This is a genomic window from Bradyrhizobium sp. LTSP857 (assembly GCF_000938285.1).
In the GTDB taxonomy this organism is placed as follows: domain Bacteria; phylum Pseudomonadota; class Alphaproteobacteria; order Rhizobiales; family Xanthobacteraceae; genus Bradyrhizobium.
Window position 1 is genome coordinate 27,879 of sequence record NZ_JYMS01000010.1, and the last position, 16,371, is coordinate 44,249.

Consider the following 16,371-nt stretch of genomic DNA (forward strand, 5'->3'; position numbering starts at 1 on the left):
GATAGACAATTGTCCGTGACGACGCCGAAAGGTCCACAGCTTGCGGTGCTGCCGACCGCCGCCGAGGATGACACCCGTTCGGTGGCGCAGGTGCTCCAGCCTTCGGGCTGGCCGATGCCGAAGGGCTATGCCAACGGCATCGCCGCGGAGGGGCGCATCGTCGTCACCGGCGGGGTGATCGGCTGGGATGCCGAGGAACGTCTTGCGGACGGCTTTATTGCTCAGGTGCGCCAAGCGCTGAGCAATGTTGCGGCGATTCTAGCCGAAGCCGGTGCCCGGCCCGAGCATCTCGTGCGCCTGACCTGGTACGTCGTCGACATGGACGAATACCTGGCCAACCTGAAGGAGCTCGGCAAGATCTACCGGACGGTTTTCGGTGCGCACTATCCCGCGATGGCGCTGCTCCAGGTCGTCCGCCTCGTCGAGAAGGCGGCGCGCGTCGAGATCGAGGCAACCGCCGTCATTCCGCGCTGAGTTGCGTTTGGCTTCAGCTCGCCTTGGCGAGATCGTCGTCCTCAGGCGAGTTGAGATAGACGCCGGACATGGTGTCGACCCAGCAGAGATGGTCGTGCACCATCTTCACGCCTTCCACGTTCTCGGCGGCAACGACCGCAGCCTGCCGTGCGTGCTCTTCCGTAATGACCCCGCTGAGGTGAACGATGCCGTTGCGGACGATGACGTTCAGCCCGAACGGACACCAATCGCTCTTCTCCATGGCGTCGATGATACGGCCGCGAATGTGATCGTCGTCGGCCGTCGGATCCGGCACGTCACGGGCGAGACCGGCCACCGCCTGCAACAAATTGGCGCGTGACACGATGCCGACGACCTTGTCGCCGCGTACCACCGGCAGCCGCTTCACATTGTTCCGTTCCATGAGATCGACGATCTCCGCGAGTGCCGTATCCTCGGTGATGGTCACGGGCGAGGCGGTCATCACTTCTGCGACCTTGCGGCCGTGCTCGTGGACGAAGTCGCTGGCCGACTTGCCGGGACCGAGAATGAAGCGCAGCCAGCGGCCGCGCTTGCGTCCGGTGCCAATTTCGCTGCGGCGAATGAAGTCGCCCTCCGAGACGACGCCGACCAGCTTGCCGGCGTCGTCGACGACCGTGAGGCCGCTGACGTGCCGCTTCAGCATGATGTTTGCCGCCTCGACAATGCTGGTGTCGGGGGTAACCGAGATGACCGAGCGGGTCATGATCTGGTGGGCGCGCATTTTCGAGCTCCGCAAGTTCACACAAATATCGAGATGCGAAGCTTAGATCACCGGGAGATACTTGATTTGACCCAAGTCAAGGAGGGCTGGTCCGCGCCTAGTCCTCGGGCTCTGCATTTGGCGCGAGATCGGAGGAGCGGAACGGCTTGGCCTTGTCCAGTTTCCGGTAGGCCGTCGATGCCGTCTGCAGCAACTTCTTCTCGCGCTTGCGGTTGAGGAAGCGGATGCCTGCCTCGGGGCCGGCTCCGTTCAATGACGCCGCCAGAGTTCGGCCTCGTGCATCGTCATTCAGTTGTCCGAGCGACCGTTGCGCCTTGCGCAATTGCTTGAGGATCGACTTCTGCTTCGTCAGCGACGTGTCGGAGAACAGATCCTCCAGCGACTCGATCGAATAGGTCAGTCGTTTGTTGAGAATCCGCAGTTTGTGCCGTTTCTCGACGTCGAGCTTGCTGAGCTTCCGGGCTTTCCGAAGCAGCGTCCTTTCCCATTCCATCAGTTGCGTCGTCGCGTGATTGGAGAGCGAGCAACGGCGCAGCCCGATGGCCTCCTTGCTGCGCCTGGTCGACCAGGGGCCACTCTCGATCCAGGCAGAGGTCTCCTCGACCAGGCGCCGATATCGCGCCGATTGCAGCGCGCGGGCCAGCAGGCGGTGGCTCTCGGCGCGCTTTTCGTCCCAGTGCTGGAGCTCGGCAATCACGGCGAGCTCGTCGCGGCTCTCGGCCACGATACGTTCAATCGCAACGTCGAGGTCCCGCACCATGCCGAGCTGGCTGTTCAGCCACTTCAGCTCGGCCCAGACTTTGGATCGCAGCGCGTCATCGACCATGGGCGAAAAGAAGCGGATGGCGGTCCGTAGATGGGTCAGCGCGATTCGGATCTGATGCAGCGCGTCCGGATCGCCGCGGCAAGTGCCGTCATGCTGGGCGAGGACGGCGTCGAGATGGCGGCGCGCGATGATCCGAAAGGCCGTATCACAGGCCATGCCGGGACTGAGACGGCCGGGCAGGGCATTGCGCCCGGCCGCAGGTTTGGCGCGAGCGGTCGCTGTCGAACTCGTGGTGGGTCGCGCCATCCTAGCCCGCGCCAATCAGATTGCCTTATTTGCCCTCAGCGATCGCGTCCCGGCAGCTCTGGAGCGTCTGCTCCTGCGTCCCGGAGGCAGCGATGGTCGCCCAACCGACATGGCCGATATTATAGTGCTCTTGCAGCGCGGCAACCTCTTGCGTGGCGTCTGATGCATCTCCTCGACGGCTTCCGATTCGTGTGGACCGCTTCGCGAGGCAGACGCATGCGGCAACGCCTCGTAAACGCGCCATCACGACCGGTCCTTGACTTCCGTCAATGCCTGTCGTCGGTTGACCGGACGGAGTTCCCCAGCTTGACGAGGATCAAGCGTCCCGACCAGAGGCGGCCTATTTTGGCCGGCAAGGAGAATCCCGATGCCCATCAAGGACGTCTTTCTGCCGCTCATCGGCCAGCCGCGCGGACCTGCACTTGCCGCGATCGAGAAGTGCGTGGCGGTCGCCGCCGACCTCGGCGCCAGGATCACCGCGCTTGCGCTCGAGGACGACGGTTTTGTGCGGCCGAAGGTGGTCTTTCCTGATGGCCCGGATTCCGCCGAGACCAGAGGAGAGCGGGAGGTGGGCGACATGCAGCATCTCCTGAATGCGTTCACCAATGCGGCCTCCCGCACCGGCATCCGTGCCCAAAGCCGATCGGGTAGGGTGCCGGCGGGCCAGATCGCGTTGACCTTCGCCGAACATGCTCGTTTCAGCGACCTCACGCTGGTCCCTGTGAAGCCGCATGACAGCCGAACAGAAAATATTGTCGAGACGTTCCTGTTCGAATCCGGCCGGCCGTTGCTGCTCTGTCCGGAGCAGCACGTGGAGGTGCTGCGTCCGGAATTCGAGAATGTCATGATCGCCTGGGACAACTCGGCCCGTGCTGCGCGCGCGGTCGGCGACGCGTTGCCGATCCTCCAGGCGGCCGCCGCGGTCCGCGTGATCACGGTAGCGGACGGCAAAGCCGAGCCGATCGCGCAATCCGGCACCAGTCTCGTCGATCATCTCAGGGAACACGGGGTCTACGCGTCCTTCGAAACCGTGAAGGGCAGTGGCAGCTCGATCGGCAAGGTGCTCGGCAGCTGGGCGCAGTCCCATGCTATCGATGCCATCGTCATGGGCGCCTACCACCATTCGCGCCTGAACGAGATCGTCTGGGGCGGCGTGACCAAGACCGTCATCGGTCAACCGCCGTGCTGGGTGATGATGTCGCACTAGGCGCGGTTGCCATACATCCGAGCCAGGCCTTCAATTACCAGGCCTTCAATTACCAGGCCTTCAGTTACCAGGTTTCCAACTATCGGACCCGTCGTCCGATTGGACGATTGCAGTCATGTCGACTTACCGCCTGAAGAACCTGCTGTCGCCCCGGTCGATTGCGCTCGTCGGCGCGAGTCCCCGTCAGGTCTCCGTTGGACGCGCCGTCCTTGAAAACATCCGCAAGGCGGAATTCAGGGGGCCATTCGGTTTGGTGAATTCACGCCATGCCGAGATCGGCGGCCTTGCCGCCGTGAGCAGCCTGGACCAACTGCCATTCGTCCCCGAGCTGGTCGTCATCACTGCGCCGGCGGCTGAGGTCCCCGCCATCATCGACCAGGCCGGGCGTCTCGGCGCGGCGGGCGCCCTGATCGTTTCGGCCGGACTCGGTCACGGACCGGGATCCCTGCACGAGGCCGCGATCGCGGCATCCCGGAAATACGGAATGCGGCTGATCGGTCCCAATTGTCTCGGCATCATGATGCCCGGCGTGAGCCTCAACGCAAGCTTCGCCGCGCATATGCCGGGGGCTGGAAACCTCGCGCTAATCTCGCAATCGGGTGCGATCGCGGCCGGCATGGTGGATTGGGCGGCGCAGCGCGGCGTCGGCTTCTCCGGCATCGTGTCGATCGGCGATCAGATCGACGTCGATATTGCCGACCTGCTCGACTATTTCGCGATGGATCAAAAGACCCGCGCGATCCTGCTCTATATCGAGGCCATCAAGGATGCGCGGAAGTTCATGTCGGCGGCGCGTGCCGCGGCGCGCGTGAAGCCCGTCGTCGTCGTGAAGTCCGGCCGCATGGCGCAGGGCGCGAAGGCGGCCGCCACGCATACCGGCGCTTTGGCCGGCGCAGATGCCGTCTATGACGCGGCGTTCCGCCGCGCCGGTGTCCTCAGGGTGTCCGATCTGCGCGAGCTGTTCGACTGCGCCGAGACGCTCGGTCGCGTCGAATCGCCGACCGGAAAGCGTCTCGCTATCCTGACCAATGGCGGCGGCATCGGCGTCCTCGCCGTCGACCGGCTGGTCGAGCTTGGCGGCATTCCCGCGTCCATCTCGGCGGACGCGCGCAAAAGTCTTGATGCGGTGCTACCGCCGACCTGGTCCGGTGCAAATCCCGTCGACATCGTCGGTGATGCCGATGCATCTCGTTATGCAGCGGCGCTCGAGGTGCTGCTCGCCGATCCGGACAATGACGCTGTTCTGGTCCTTAATGTGCAGACCGCGATCGCCTCGGCCGCCGAAATTGCCACGACGGTGACCGAACGCGTCAAGGCGTATCGACAGAAGCACCGCAGTTGGGCCAAGCCCGTGCTCGCCTCCTGGATTGGAGCCGACCAGCACATCATCGAAACGCTGTCCGGCGCCGGTATTCCCAACTACCCGACCGAAGACGACGCGGTGCGCGGCTTTATGCATCTGGTCCGGCATCGCGAGGTGGCGGAGGAATTGAGCCAGGTCCCGCCGGCCATGCCGGACACGTTCGTGCCGGATGTCGCGGCTGCAAGGCAGATCGTCACGACGGCCATCGCTGACGGCCGCAAATGGCTCGAGCCCGTCGAGATCAAGCATTTGCTTGGGTGCTATGACCTCGCAATGGTGCCGACCTACGCGGCAGCAGATGTCGAGAAGGCCGTGGCCTATGCGGACGAGATATTTGCGCAAGGCGCCACCGTCGTGCTCAAGATCATGTCGCGCGACATCGTGCACAAGTCCGACGTCGGCGGCGTCGTACTCAATCTGACCACGCCGGGTGCGGTACGTGCGGCTGCCGCCGATATTCTCGCGCGGGCGAAGAAGCTGCAGCCCGAAGCCCGCATCTCCGGCCTCATCGTCCAGGCAATGGTCGTCAAGGCGAAGGCGCGCGAGCTGATCCTGGGCCTCGCCGACGATCCGACTTTCGGCACCGTCGTCGTGTTCGGTCGCGGCGGAACGGCGGTCGAGATCATCAACGACAAGGCCCTGGCGCTGCCGCCGCTCGATTTGCAGCTCGCCCGCGACCTGATCGACCGTACCCGCGTCTCGCGATTGTTGCGTGCCTACCGGGACGTGCCGGCCGTCAAGCAGGACGCCGTCGCCCTGGTGCTGGTCAAGCTGGCGCAAATGGCGGCGGACATCCCCGAAATCCGCGAGCTCGACATCAATCCGCTGCTGGCAGACGAAACCGGCGTGACGGCGGTTGATGCCCGCGTCGCGGTGGGGCCGCCGCAGCGGAAATTCGCAGGCTCGGGCCCCACCAATTTCGCCGTTCGGGCCTATCCGTCGCAATGGGAGCGCCGCCTCGTGCTCAAGGATGGCTGGCGGATTTTCGTGCGGCCGTTGCGCCCGGAGGACGAGCCGACCATCCACGAATTTCTGCGCCACGTCACGCCTCACGACCTCCGCTTGCGGTTCTTTGCGCCGATGAAGGAGTTTACTCACGCGTTCATCGCGCGCCTGACCCAGCTTGACTACGCGCGCGCGATGGCCTTCATCGCGTTCGATGAGGCCACGAATGAGATGGTCGGTGTGGTGCGGCTCCACTCGGACTCGATCTACGAGAGCGGCGAATATGCGATCCTGCTGCGGTCCGACCTCAAGGGCAGGGGGCTCGGCTGGGCCCTGATGCAGTCGATCATCGACTACGCGAAGTCTGAAGGGCTGAAGACAATCTCGGGCGACGTGCTCAAGGAGAACAGCACGATGCTGGAGATGTGCCGTCAGCTCGGCTTCGAGGTGAAGTCGGATCCGACCGAGCCTGATATCTGCGACGTCCGGCTGAAGCTCTGAGCGTGCCAACTACGTTTCCGCGGCTGGCTCCTTTGCGGCCTTCCGCTTTGAGGCAGGTCAATCGAGCGGCCTTATGCCGGCCTAGAATACAAGCTATCGAGGACCGGTAGTCCCATGAGGATATCAGCGTGAATTCGGAACCCCTGCTTCTGGCAACACCGTCTGGCGATGCGCTGGAATTGCGCCCTCAAGGGCCGTGGATCGCAGCCAACGTGTCGACGCTCGAGATGCTGTCCCGATCGGTCGGGGCGGATGTTGATCGATCCAGGGCCGTGACACTGGATATGTCGGGCATCAGCGCGCTCGACACGCTCGGCGCATGGATGCTGGAGAAACTGTCGCGCAAGGCTGCATCATCAGGAAGATCGGCCGGGATCGTGGGCGTGGCCGATCATTTCAGCGGACTCATGGACGAGGTGCGTCAGGTCAACCGCCATACGCCGGCGGCGACGGCCGCGCCCAATCCGGTTCTGGTCAGGTTGAGCAATCTCGGCAAGGCTACGATCGGTGCCCGCGAAGACGTCACACTCTTTCTGCAAATGCTCGGTGCATTGTTTATGGCCATGATCGGCGTCGCGCGCCGGCCACGCACGTTGCGGCTGACATCGCTGGTCTATCAGCTTGACCGGATCGGCTGGCAGGCCATTCCTATCGTCGTGCTGATCACCTTCCTGATCGGCGCGATCATTGCCCAGCAGGGATTCTTCCATTTCCGCAGGTTCGGCGCGGAGTCCTACACTGTCGACATGGTCGGCATCCTCGTGCTGCGCGAACTGGGTGTACTGATCGTTGCCATCATGGTCGCGGGCCGTTCCGGAAGCGCCTACACCGCCGAGCTCGGCTCCATGAAGATGCGGGAGGAGATTGATGCGCTCTCGACCATGGGCCTCGATCCGGTCCACGTCCTGATCCTGCCGCGCGTTTTGGCTCTTGTCATCGCGCTGCCGATCCTGGCCTTCATCGGATCGATTGCCGCGCTTTATGGCGGAGGGCTGGTCGCGCAATTCTACGGCGGCATGGCGCCCGCAATCTACATCGCGCGGCTGCACGAAGCTATTTCCGTTACGCATTTCGAGGTGGGCATCCTGAAGGCTCCCTTCATGGCGTTGGTGATCGGGATCGTCGCCTGTAGTGAGGGACTGCGCGTGAAAGGCAGTGCGGAGTCGCTCGGACGGCAGACGACGACGTCGGTGGTGAAGTCGATCTTCCTGGTGATCGTGCTGGACGGCCTGTTCGCGATCTTCTTCGCCTCGATCGGAATGTGACGATGGGCGAAGCGCAAGAAGAGTTCGCGATCCGCGTCCGCGACCTTGTGGTCGGCTTCGGCCGCCAGACCGTGCTCGACCATCTGTCGCTCGACGTCCGTCGGGGTGAGATCCTCGGGCTTGTGGGCGCGTCTGGTGGCGGCAAGTCGGTGTTGATGCGCACCATCATCGGCCTCATTCCTCGACAAGGCGGGACCATCGAAGTCATGGGACAGCCGATCGGCGGCCGCACGCAAGGCGCGGCCACGACGTGGGGCATCCTGTTCCAGCAGGGCGCGCTGTTCTCCTCGCTGACGGTCCGGCAGAACGTCCAGTTTCCGCTGCGCGAAAATCTGGTGCTGTCGCAGGAGCTGATGGACGAGATCGCGATCGCCAAGCTCGAGATGGTCGGGCTGCGGCCGCAGGACGGCGATAAATATCCGTCAGAGCTGTCCGGCGGCATGACCAAGCGCGTGGCGCTTGCGCGCGCGCTCGCGCTCGATCCGCCGATCCTGTTCCTCGATGAACCGACCTCCGGCCTCGATCCGATCGCCGCCGGTGATTTCGACACGCTGATCGGGACGCTGCAAAAGACCCTGGGCCTCACCGTGTTCATGGTCACCCATGATCTCGCGAGCCTCACCACGGTCTGCGACCGCGTCGCGGCGCTCGCAGACGGCAAGATCGTCGCGATCGGCCCGATGCGCGAACTGCTGCAATCCGAGCATCCCTGGGTGCGCGCCTATTTCCACGGCAAGCGCTCGCAGATGCTGCAACCCCAGATGAGATGAGACATGGAAACCCGCGCTCCCTACGTGCTGATCGGCACTTTCGTGCTGGCTGCGATCCTCGCGGTGTTCGGCTTCGTCTATTGGCTGAACAACACCGGCGGCATCGGGCCGCGTGCGAACTACCACGTTCAGTTCCAGGGACCGGTGCCGGGCCTTCTGGTCGGTGCCGGCGTGCTGTTCAACGGCATCCGCGTGGGCGAGGTCACGCAGCTTGGCCTCGCGCCGGACAATTCGCGCTTCGTCAATGCGACGATTTCGGTTGCCGCCACGACGCCGGTGCGCGCCGATACCAAAGTCGGGCTCGATTTCCAGGGCCTGACGGGCGTGCCGGTGGTGACTCTGGAAGGCGGCATGATCGCCGCCAAATCCGGCGAGCCCCTGACCTTGATCGCCGAGGCCGGCGCCGGCCAGAGCATGATGCAGGCGGCGCGCGATGCGCTACGGCGCGTCGACACCGTGCTGGAGGATAATTCCGGCCCGCTGAAGGATACCATCGCGAATCTCAAGACATTTTCCGACGGGCTCGCGCGCAACACCGGCAAAATCGACGGCATTTTGGCGGGCCTCGAGAAGATGACCGGTGGCGGGGCGCCTGCGCAGAAGATCACCTATGATTTGCGCACGCCTCAAAATCTCGGGCCAGCCGGCAAGACCCTGTCCGCGTCGCTGGCCATTCCGGAGCCGACCGCAGTCGCGATGCTCCAGACGCAACGCATGCTGTTCTCGCCGGTGGGGGACAATCCGGGGTTTGCGGAGTTCCTGTGGGCCGACAGCATTCCAAAGCTGTTGCAGGCCCGGCTGATCGACAGCTTTGAGAACTACGACATCGCTCACGCGCCCTTGCGCACGACAGACCTCGGGCAGGCGGACTACCAGCTCCTGATCGACATCAGGCGCTTCCGCATTGCCACGGACGGCGAGACACGGGTCGAGATCGGACTGTCGGCCAGGATCGTCGACAAGAACGGCAAGGTGATCGCCTCGCGCCTCGTCGAAACCAGCGAGAAACTCGACAAGGTCGAGCCCGCTGCCGCGATCGAGGCGTTCGACGCAGCCTTTGCCCGCGTTGCCAAGGAGCTGATTGGCTGGACGGTGCAGGCGGTCTAGCACTTCCCGTTCTTCCCGCATCCTGCAGGGCGGCCATCTTCGTCAAATTTGATCTGCGTCAATTGCCACTGCCAGGATGCAGTAAAATGCAGTCCGTGTGGTGGACACGGTCCCAAACGGAGGCCGACGCTTGGAGCGGTGGATGAAGGCTTCTGTGGTGACGATTGAGCCGAACGGGCATTTTCACCAAGCTGGAACGCCATGGCGCGATCGAGATCATCCACGGTGGCATCAGCCTGCTCGACTCCGCCAGGGTCGAAGCGTTGACGGCGGCCTGACGATCTTTCCACAGCGCTCTCGGATTTTTGATCCCGATCAATGACGTCGGTCGTGCGCCGCGGATAATGCCCAAAACGAGGGTTGGGAGGGGCAGGATGCCAACCGACGCGCTGCTCGTGATGATTGCCGTTGTGACCGTCTTTGTCTCGTTCGCTGCGGCTCCTGGCTTGGGCGGACCGACAGACCAGTGCAGGCGGGCCTGATTCGGATGCCTCGCGCCGAAGTTCCTGAGAGCACAGTCGCATTTTGACGCGCTAACCGCCGCTACTGGCCCTGTTGCCTCTTGGTCGTATGGCAGCGCCTCAACGCAAATTGCGACTTGCGGTGCCTGCAACTCTGCATCGACCGGGATGCATTGGCTCATCCTGCGGGTGCGCCGTCTCGGCGCGTCTTCGGCATTTTAGCGGCACTTGCCTAAAACTGTTTGCGTGCTTTCCGGTTGAAATGCCGGGCAACGTTGACTACGCAGGAACCCCAGTGCCTCGCAGTCTTAGGAGTCCCGGCGTGCCTCAGGACAAGACCGGCGACCCCCGACAGCCGTCGGGCAATAAACTATCGGTCCTGCGCAAGCACCCGATCTTCGCAGATCTGGAACCTGACGCGCTCGATCAGCTCTGCCGCTACGCCAAGCACACCACGGTCAAGCGTGGCGCGACGATCGCCGCCAAGGGCGATCCGGGCAACAATCTGTTCGCGGTGATCACGGGAACAGTGAAAATCTCCTCCTCGTCGCCAGATGGACGGAATGCCATTCTCAATCTGATCGGGCCCGGAGAGATTTTCGGCGAGATCGCGGTCCTCGATGGCGCACCGCGGTCGGCGGATGCGACCGCCAACACCAATTGCGAGCTCTACATCATCGACCGCCGCGACTTCCTGCCTTTCGTGAAGAGCCAGCCTGCGCTGGCGATGAAATTCATCGAATTGCTCTGCGCGCGCCTGCGCTGGACCAGTCAACAGGTCGAGCAAGTGATTTTGCAGAATCTGCCGGGCCGGCTTGCAAGCGCTCTCCTTGGCCTGACCGAGGAGCGCAAGTTCGACTCCGGCAGCGGAACGCTCACCATCACGCAGCAGGAGATCAGCGAGATGGTGGGAATGACGCGCGAGAGCATCAACAAGCAATTGCGCGCCTGGTCCGGACGCAACTGGGTTCGTCTCGAGCATGGCGCCATCGTCGTGCTCGACACCGACGCATTGCGTGAACTGGTCGAAAGCGGCCTCGACGGCAGCTGACGGTGCGCACCTAGCTGTCGATGATCGCGACCGCGCGGGTCCAGCCCGCGGATGCGCGCTCGATCTTGACCGGGAAGCACGAGACCGTGAAACCGGTCGAGGGCAGCTTGTCGAGATCATGCAGCTTCTCGAGGTGGCAATAGCCGATGTGCCGTCCCGCCTTATGCCCTTCCCAGATCAGGCCGGCATCTTTCGTTTCAGCATATTTTCTGGCGGTGAAGACGAACGGCGCGTCCCAGCTCCAGCCGTCGGTTCCGGTCAACCGTACGCCGCGGTCGAGCAGGTACATGGTGGCTTCATAACCCATGCCGCAGCCGGAGTTGACGTAGTCCGCCTGGCCGAACTTTGCGCCGGCGCTGGTGTTGACGACGACGATCTCCAGCGGTGAGAGCGTGTGGCCGATGCGTTTGAGTTCCTTTTCGACGTCGTCGGCGGTGGCGACGTAACCATCCGGCAGATGCCGGAAGTCGAGCTTCACGCCGGGCTGAAAGCACCATTCCAGCGGCACCTCGTCGATGGTCCACGATCGCTTGCCGCGATTCATGGTCGGATGAAAGTGCCAGGGGGCGTCGAGATGCGTGCCGTTATGCGTCGACAACGAAACCTGCTCGACGGCCCAGCCCTGGCCATCCGGCAGATCCTCCGCCTTGAGACCATCGAAGAATTGCAGCATGCGCGGCAATCCCTGCTGGTGGTCGATATACTGGATCGTCGGGTGGTTGCCCGGCGGGTCGGCCGGCACGTCGTTCTGCAACGGCACGGAGATGTCGATCAGCTTCCGCGGCATCGGCGTTTCCTCACCGTAAAATGTGACGTGGCAGCCAGAGCGAGATCTCCGGCAGGTAGGTGACGAGCATCAGCACGAACAGCATGACGCCGTAGAACGGCCAGATCTTGCGCATGACCTCCTCGAGCGAGACCTTGCCCACGGCGCAGCCGACGAACAGGATCGCGCCGACCGGCGGATGGCACAGGCCGATGCCGAGATTGAGCAGCATGATCATGCCGAAGTGCACGGGATCGACGCCGAAATTCTGCATCACCGGCAGCAGGATCGGCGTCGCGATCAGGATCGATGGCGCCATGTCGAGCAGGGTGCCGAGCAGCAGCAGCAAGACATTGAGCAGGAGCAGGATGACGTATTTGTTGCTGGATATCGACAGGAAGAATGCCGTCATCTTTGCCGGCATCTGGGTCAGCGCCATGATGTAGCCGACGGCGGACGCGCAGGCGATCAGGGTCATCACCATCGCGACGGTGCGCAAGGTCCGGTGCAGCAGCACTGGCAGGTCGCGCCATTTGTAATCGCGGTAGACGAACATGGTGACGAAGAATGCCCAGATGCAGGCGACAGCGCCGGCTTCGATCGCGGTGAAGATGCCGCCCAAAATGCCGCCGAGGATGATGACGAGCGTGATCAGGCCCCAGGCCGCGTCGATCGTGATCTTGATCGCGTCCTTGGCCGGAACAGTGCGCCCCTGCGGGTGACCTTCGCGATAGGCGATCGCGACACACAGTACGATCAGCGAGAAGCCGAGCAGCAGGCCCGGAAAGACGCCCGCCATGAACAGCGCGCTGATCGAGATGGTGCCGCCGGTCGCGAGCGAATACAGCACCGCGTTGTGGCTCGGCGGTACCAAGAGCGCCTGCACCGAGGACGAGATTGTGAGGTTGGTCGCGAACACGCGCGGATAGCCGTTCTTCTCCATCTGCGGGATCATCACCGAGCCGATCGCTGAGGTGTCGGCGACCGCAGAACCGGAGATGCCGCTGAGGAACGTCGTCGCCAGCACGTTGACGATGGAGAGACCGCCGCGCAGCCGGGTCAAGCCGACCAGCACGTCGGCGAAGGCGACGAGGCGCCGCGCCATGCCGCCTTCCGCCATGATGGCGCCAGCGAGCACGAAGAACGGGATCGTCAGCATCGCAACCTTGCTGACGCCGTCCGAGATCTTCAGCATCAGCGCTTCGAGGGGAATGCCGACCGACAGTGCGCCCGCGATCGCCGCCATCGCCAGCGAATAGGCGATCGGCATGCCGATCAGGAAGCAGACGATCATCGTGCCGAGCAGGATAAAGATGTCCATTATGATAGCTCCTGGCTCACTCGAAGGCCGCAGGCTCGGAATGCTTGCCGATTGGGTCGGGCGGCGCGCCGAGGAAGATCCGCTCGATCACGAACAGGAGCAGACAGACGCCGCCGATCGGAATCGGCAAATAGGTGACGCCGACCGACAGCGATGGGAAGTCGGCGATGCTGTTGTGCCAAGTGATCTCGACCAGGCTCTCGCCCCAGATGACCATGAACAACGCGATCATCGCCATGAGCAACTGAACGAAGATGTCGAGCGCCCGTTGCAGGGGCAGGGGAAGCTTTTTGGCGAAATAGGCGACATTCATGTGCAGGTTGAGTCGATAGCCGGCGGCGGCGCCGATGAACGTCAGCACAATCGTCAGCAGCACCGCCGTTGGCTCCGGCCAGGAAGCCGCACTGTTGAGCACATAGCGCGTGAACACCGCCCACGGGATCACCGCGGAGATCGCGACCAGCGCGGTGCAGCCGACGATCACGCATAACAGATAGAGAAAGTCCATCGCTCGGCGAAACAATGCGGCCATCCGCGTTTCCTGCTCTGTCACTGGTTCAAATTGTCGAGGCCAAAGCGCGATGAATGATCGTCGCGCTTTGGCTTTTGTTTGAGAAGACTCAGAGCGCCTGGATACGCTGGATCATGGCCTGGTATTTCGGGCCGTACTTGTCCCAGACCGGCTTGACCGCATCCTGGAATGGCTTCTTGTCGGCGATCTCCACGATCTCGCAGCCGGCGGCCTTGGCCTTCTCCATCGCGGTCGTTTCGTACTTCTTCCAGAGCTCACGCTCCTCGAGCTGGGCTTCGCGTGCGAACTTCTTGACCAGCGCCTGGTCGTCGGCGGACAGCGCCGTCCAGGACCGCTTGGAGAAGCAGAGGATTTCAGGAATGATCAGGTGCTCGGTCAGCGAGTAGTATTTCGCCGCAGTGTAGTGGTTGCTGAACACGTAGCTCGGCGGGTTGTTCTCCGCGCCGTCGATCACGCCGGTCTGAAGCGAAGAAAACACCTGATCATAGCCCATGGCGATGCCGTTGCCGCCGAGCGAATTGACCATGTCGATGAAGATCGGGTTGCCGATGACGCGAAGCTTCAGGCCCTTGACGTCGGCGATCGACTTGATCGGATGCTTGGTGTTGTAGAAGCTGCGCGCGCCTGAATCCATCCAGCACAGTCCGACCAGATTCGCGTTCGGGCTCGCGGTGATCTTGTCGAGCAGCTCCTGGCCGATGTCGCCGTCCATCATCTTCCAGGACTGCGCCACGTTCTTGAACAGGAACGGCATGTTGACGACGTTGATGTCGTCGACGATCGGGCCGACGGCGCCGGCGCTGACCCGCAGCATCTGGATCGCGCCGATCTGGGTCTGCTCGATCGTCTCCTTCTCGGCGCCAAGCTGCGCGGAGGGATAGGTCTGGATCGAGAGGCGGCCTTGCGTTGCGTCGGCCAGCTTTTTGCCCATGCTCTCGACGGCAGCGACCGTCGGATAGCCGACCGGCTGCACGTCGGCGGCTTTGAACACGGCCTTGGTTTGGGCACGGCCGGACGAAATCGGAGCCAGCGTGGCAGCTCCAAATCCGGCGCTCAATTTGATGAAATCACGGCGTCTCATTGTAGTCCTCCCTCAGTTCTTGTTTGGTGTGTGTCGTTGATGACCGTGGTCCGGTCATTCCGTGTTGGCGAAAAACTCCGGATTGGTGTGTTGGGTCTCCGAGATGTCGCGGAGTAGCCGGTCGAGGTGCCGCTCCATCGCAATCCCAGCTCGTTGTGGATCGTGCGCCTCGATCGCCGCGAGGATCGGCTCGTGCTCGGCGATCACCTGCGTCATGCGCCCGGCCACCGGCAGGGTCAGCTGGCGATAGCGGTCGACATGTACCTTCACATGCTGGATGAGCGTCCAGATTCCAGGATGCCTGGCGACATCGGCGACGGTGGCGTGAAACAGCTCGTCAGCCTGGTGAAACGCAACACGGTCGCCGGCCTCATCGGCCTCGCGCTGACGCTCCACGATCGACCGCAATTGCAGGATCTGGCTTGTGGTCGCGCGTTCGGCCGCGAGCCGCGCGGTGGTCTCCTCCAGCGCCTTGCGGATGATGATGGCTTCGGGCAGCGCGGCGAGCGGGATGCGGGAGACGAAGATGCCGGATTGCGGGAATACGTCGAGCAGCCCCTCGTCGGAGAGCTTGAGGATCGCCTCGCGCACCGGCGTGCGGCTGACGCCGTAGGTGAGGGCGATGTCGGCCTCCGAGATGACCTCGCCTGGCCGGCGCCGCATCGACACCAGCTCGCCGCGCAGCTCGGTATAGATGCGCGACGACGCCGTCGCCCGCTGCGGTGGCTTGCCGCGGCGTGGGCTGATGGCGGCCGGCGTGGGCGCGGCCTGGGCTTTCCTCGTTGTGCGCGCGGGCATGCTTATGGTTATGGTTGAAATTGATATATTAGTATACGAGGCAATCTGCAGCAAAAGTCAACTGAGCAAGTAGGCTACTGTGCGCTGCAACATAAGGAGGACGCGTCCGTGACCGACTATCGCAAGCTCTTCGATCTCACCGGCAAGACTGCGGTCGTGCTCGGTGCCGCATCGGGTATCGGCAAATCGTCGGCGGAGGCGCTGGCCGGGCTCGGTGCTCGCGTGGTCTGCGCCGATCGTGCGCTCGACGCGGCCGAGGCGACCGCTGCCGGCATTCGCGAGAAGGGGGGCTGGGCCGAAGCCGCTGCGTGCGACGCCGCGAGTGCCGCCGACGTCAATGCGCTGGCGAAAATCGTGATGCAGAAATTTTCGCGGCTCGACATCGCCGTGACAACGCCCGGGCTCAACATCCGCAAGACCATCCTGGATTACACCGATGAGGATCTCGATCGCGTCATCACGCTCAACGTCAAGGGCACCGTGTGGTTCTTCCAGGCGTTCGGCCGCATCATGATCGAGCAGAAGGTTGGCAGCATCATTGCCTGCTCCTCGGTGCGCGCCGTCACTATTGAACCCGGTCTTGCCGTGTATGGCTCGACCAAGGCCGCGATCGGCCTTTTGGTAAAGGGTTTTGCCTCCGAGGTTGGTCGCTCCGGCGTTCGCGTCAACGCGATCGCGCCGAGCATCGCCGAGACCGCGCTGACCGGTCCGTTCAAGCAGCGCCCCGACATCTACAATCTCTACGCCGGCCACACCGTGTTCAACCGCTGGAGCAGCGCCGATGAGGTCGCGACCGCCGTCGCCTATCTCGCCTCGGATGCCGCGAGCTATGTCAGCGGAAGCACGCTGTTCGTCGACGGTGGCTGGACCGCCGTCGATGGTCCGCCGACCGGTCTCACGCAGTTGAACAAGTAG

Annotated in this window: 15 protein-coding genes and 2 pseudogenes; 9 read left to right on the forward strand and 8 right to left on the reverse strand. The window is 63.3% G+C overall.

Features of this window, described 5'->3' with window-relative positions; translation table 11 throughout:
• Positions 1 to 15 precede the first annotated feature (15 nt).
• Positions 16 to 474 (forward strand): RidA family protein, encoded by a 459-nt coding sequence (locus tag UP06_RS05895; RefSeq protein ID WP_045001542.1) that lies wholly within the window; start codon positions 16 to 18, stop codon positions 472 to 474.
• Between the two features lie 13 nt (positions 475 to 487).
• On the opposite strand, the gene UP06_RS05900 is transcribed toward UP06_RS05895, so the two are convergent.
• From UP06_RS05900 to UP06_RS42505, 3 genes and pseudogenes are all read right to left on the reverse strand, one after another.
• The gene (locus tag UP06_RS05900; protein WP_045001335.1) at positions 488 to 1,216 is read right to left on the reverse strand and encodes a CBS domain-containing protein; all 729 of its coding nucleotides are present in this window, start codon (positions 1,214 to 1,216) and stop codon (positions 488 to 490) included.
• Positions 1,217 to 1,313: 97 nt separating this feature from the next.
• On the reverse strand, positions 1,314 to 2,288 hold the full coding sequence (locus tag UP06_RS05905) for a CHAD domain-containing protein (protein WP_045001337.1): 975 nt from the start codon (positions 2,286 to 2,288) through the stop codon (positions 1,314 to 1,316).
• Positions 2,289 to 2,313: 25 nt separating this feature from the next.
• A pseudogene (locus UP06_RS42505) lies at positions 2,314 to 2,496 on the reverse strand (bifunctional aminoglycoside phosphotransferase/ATP-binding protein); the annotation flags it as partial.
• Between the two features lie 159 nt (positions 2,497 to 2,655).
• Here UP06_RS42505 and UP06_RS05915 point away from each other — a divergent pair.
• The 7 genes and pseudogenes from UP06_RS05915 (at position 2,656) to UP06_RS05940 (ending at position 10,958) form a co-directional block, all read left to right on the forward strand.
• Positions 2,656 to 3,495 carry a universal stress protein gene (locus UP06_RS05915; RefSeq protein WP_045001340.1) on the forward strand — a complete coding sequence of 280 codons (840 nt, stop codon included), beginning with the start codon at positions 2,656 to 2,658 and terminating at the stop codon, positions 3,493 to 3,495.
• 115 nt (positions 3,496 to 3,610) lie between these two features.
• Entirely contained in the window at positions 3,611 to 6,304 is a 2,694-nt protein-coding gene (locus UP06_RS05920) for a bifunctional acetate--CoA ligase family protein/GNAT family N-acetyltransferase (RefSeq protein ID WP_045001341.1), read from the forward strand.
• A gap of 128 nt (positions 6,305 to 6,432) precedes the next feature.
• Positions 6,433 to 7,569, forward strand: a complete 1,137-nt coding sequence (locus tag UP06_RS05925; RefSeq protein ID WP_045001342.1) for an ABC transporter permease — start codon at positions 6,433 to 6,435, stop codon at positions 7,567 to 7,569.
• A gap of 2 nt (positions 7,570 to 7,571) precedes the next feature.
• Entirely contained in the window at positions 7,572 to 8,339 is a 768-nt protein-coding gene (locus UP06_RS05930; RefSeq protein ID WP_045001343.1) for an ABC transporter ATP-binding protein, read from the forward strand.
• A 3-nt stretch (positions 8,340 to 8,342) separates the two neighbouring features.
• On the forward strand, positions 8,343 to 9,446 hold the full coding sequence (locus UP06_RS05935) for an ABC-type transport auxiliary lipoprotein family protein (protein WP_045001344.1): 1,104 nt from the start codon (positions 8,343 to 8,345) through the stop codon (positions 9,444 to 9,446).
• A 164-nt stretch (positions 9,447 to 9,610) separates the two neighbouring features.
• Positions 9,611 to 9,724: pseudogene (locus UP06_RS42510) on the forward strand (Crp/Fnr family transcriptional regulator); the annotation flags it as partial.
• Positions 9,725 to 10,229: 505 nt separating this feature from the next.
• Positions 10,230 to 10,958: a Crp/Fnr family transcriptional regulator gene (locus tag UP06_RS05940; protein WP_045001345.1), complete on the forward strand. Its 729-nt coding sequence runs from the start codon at positions 10,230 to 10,232 to the stop codon at positions 10,956 to 10,958.
• Between the two features lie 10 nt (positions 10,959 to 10,968).
• Here UP06_RS05940 and UP06_RS05945 read toward each other — a convergent pair whose 3' ends face one another.
• The 5 genes from UP06_RS05945 to UP06_RS05965 all read right to left on the reverse strand — a co-directional run bounded on the left by UP06_RS05945 (position 10,969) and on the right by UP06_RS05965 (position 15,456).
• Positions 10,969 to 11,745, reverse strand: a complete 777-nt coding sequence (locus UP06_RS05945) for a cyclase family protein (protein WP_045001346.1) — start codon at positions 11,743 to 11,745, stop codon at positions 10,969 to 10,971.
• Positions 11,746 to 11,755: 10 nt separating this feature from the next.
• The gene (locus UP06_RS05950; RefSeq protein WP_045001347.1) at positions 11,756 to 13,045 is read right to left on the reverse strand and encodes a TRAP transporter large permease; all 1,290 of its coding nucleotides are present in this window, start codon (positions 13,043 to 13,045) and stop codon (positions 11,756 to 11,758) included.
• A 16-nt stretch (positions 13,046 to 13,061) separates the two neighbouring features.
• Positions 13,062 to 13,577, reverse strand: coding sequence for a TRAP transporter small permease (locus UP06_RS05955; protein WP_045001348.1), 516 nt, complete (start codon positions 13,575 to 13,577; stop codon positions 13,062 to 13,064).
• 88 nt (positions 13,578 to 13,665) lie between these two features.
• Entirely contained in the window at positions 13,666 to 14,658 is a 993-nt protein-coding gene (locus tag UP06_RS05960) for a TRAP transporter substrate-binding protein (protein WP_045001349.1), read from the reverse strand.
• Between the two features lie 54 nt (positions 14,659 to 14,712).
• The gene (locus tag UP06_RS05965) at positions 14,713 to 15,456 is read right to left on the reverse strand and encodes a GntR family transcriptional regulator (RefSeq protein WP_045001350.1); all 744 of its coding nucleotides are present in this window, start codon (positions 15,454 to 15,456) and stop codon (positions 14,713 to 14,715) included.
• Between the two features lie 108 nt (positions 15,457 to 15,564).
• Here UP06_RS05965 and UP06_RS05970 point away from each other — a divergent pair, with 108 nt between their 5' ends.
• Positions 15,565 to 16,371, forward strand: coding sequence for an SDR family NAD(P)-dependent oxidoreductase (locus tag UP06_RS05970; protein WP_045001351.1), 807 nt, complete (start codon positions 15,565 to 15,567; stop codon positions 16,369 to 16,371).

Excerpts from the sequence above, each read along its gene's own strand:
- UP06_RS05900 (WP_045001335.1), bottom strand. The coding sequence starts at position 1,216 with ATGCGCGCCCACCAGATCATGACCCGCTCGGTCATCTCGGTTACCCCC.
- UP06_RS05905 (WP_045001337.1), bottom strand. The coding sequence starts at position 2,288 with ATGGCGCGACCCACCACGAGTTCGACAGCGACCGCTCGCGCCAAACCT.
- UP06_RS05915 (WP_045001340.1), top strand. The coding sequence starts at position 2,656 with ATGCCCATCAAGGACGTCTTTCTGCCGCTCATCGGCCAGCCGCGCGGA.
- UP06_RS05920 (WP_045001341.1), top strand. The coding sequence starts at position 3,611 with ATGTCGACTTACCGCCTGAAGAACCTGCTGTCGCCCCGGTCGATTGCG.
- UP06_RS05930 (WP_045001343.1), top strand. The coding sequence starts at position 7,572 with ATGGGCGAAGCGCAAGAAGAGTTCGCGATCCGCGTCCGCGACCTTGTG.
- UP06_RS05935 (WP_045001344.1), top strand. The coding sequence starts at position 8,343 with ATGGAAACCCGCGCTCCCTACGTGCTGATCGGCACTTTCGTGCTGGCT.
- UP06_RS05945 (WP_045001346.1), bottom strand. The coding sequence starts at position 11,745 with ATGCCGCGGAAGCTGATCGACATCTCCGTGCCGTTGCAGAACGACGTG.
- UP06_RS05950 (WP_045001347.1), bottom strand. The coding sequence starts at position 13,045 with ATGGACATCTTTATCCTGCTCGGCACGATGATCGTCTGCTTCCTGATC.
- UP06_RS05955 (WP_045001348.1), bottom strand. The coding sequence starts at position 13,577 with ATGGCCGCATTGTTTCGCCGAGCGATGGACTTTCTCTATCTGTTATGC.
- UP06_RS05960 (WP_045001349.1), bottom strand. The coding sequence starts at position 14,658 with ATGAGACGCCGTGATTTCATCAAATTGAGCGCCGGATTTGGAGCTGCC.
- UP06_RS05965 (WP_045001350.1), bottom strand. The coding sequence starts at position 15,456 with ATGCCCGCGCGCACAACGAGGAAAGCCCAGGCCGCGCCCACGCCGGCC.